The sequence below is a fragment of the Bifidobacterium sp. RTP21102st3_E2_RTP21102_210122 genome, assembly GCF_040916945.1.
Classification (GTDB): Bacteria; Actinomycetota; Actinomycetes; order Actinomycetales; family Bifidobacteriaceae; genus Bifidobacterium; species Bifidobacterium longum.
Genome location: NZ_JBCPAN010000027.1, coordinates 1 through 654, shown reverse-complemented (window position 1 = coordinate 654; position 654 = coordinate 1). Strand labels below are relative to the sequence as shown.

The 654-nt window shown below is 45.6% G+C and carries 2 pseudogenes; both read right to left on the bottom strand.

Annotated features, from left to right (window positions below):
- Positions 1-112: pseudogene (locus AB5287_RS10000) on the bottom strand (IS3 family transposase); the annotation flags it as partial.
- A 189-nt stretch (positions 113-301) separates the two neighbouring features.
- Positions 302-529 (bottom strand): annotated as a pseudogene (locus AB5287_RS09995) (N-6 DNA methylase); the annotation flags it as partial.
- Positions 530-654: the final 125 nt, after the last annotated feature.

The window sequence follows — 654 nt, the reverse complement described above, 5'->3', positions numbered from 1 at the left end:
CGAAGGTTGAGGGCGTTAAATCATATTCTTTGATCAGTTCACTGCGTTTTCTACCTGCATTGTGCAAGTCAACGATTTGTTGTTTGAAGTCATCTGTGAAGTAACGGCGAATTTTTCTAGACATAGTTTTTCTCCTATTTTCTTTAGTGTAGAACACTTTATAAATTCTGTCTAGTTTAGTGTAACCTGTTCAAGCTATAAGTGTGCGACCCCAGAGGTTCGTATCGGTTGCAAAGTTTTGAAAATCTTTCATGTAGCCACTCGCACGGAAACGTTCCAGTGGATAGTTGTAAATGATTTTATTGTAGATAGTGATGTTCTTGCGTCCGGCCAGGTGCCACGAAACTATCTCGCTCATGAGCATGGACACCTCGTGCGGCGTGTAGAACTCGCCTGCTTTCTTGCCTGCGTTGGCGGCGAAGTTGCTGATAAGGTGCTCGTAGATGAAGCCCAGGATGTAGTCCTTGTATTCGTTTGCCTCGATTTTCGAGCGCATCTTGTTGGCGGATTCCCATATCTTTGATGCCAATTGCTGCTTGTTCGTCTATTAATCCTCGCTTCTGTAAACTTGGCTGATCGTTTCACCGTCCTGTTCTTGACGGAACACGCACAGCCGTAGCTCACCTGGAGGCCGTCGTGGACAGTTTCGATACC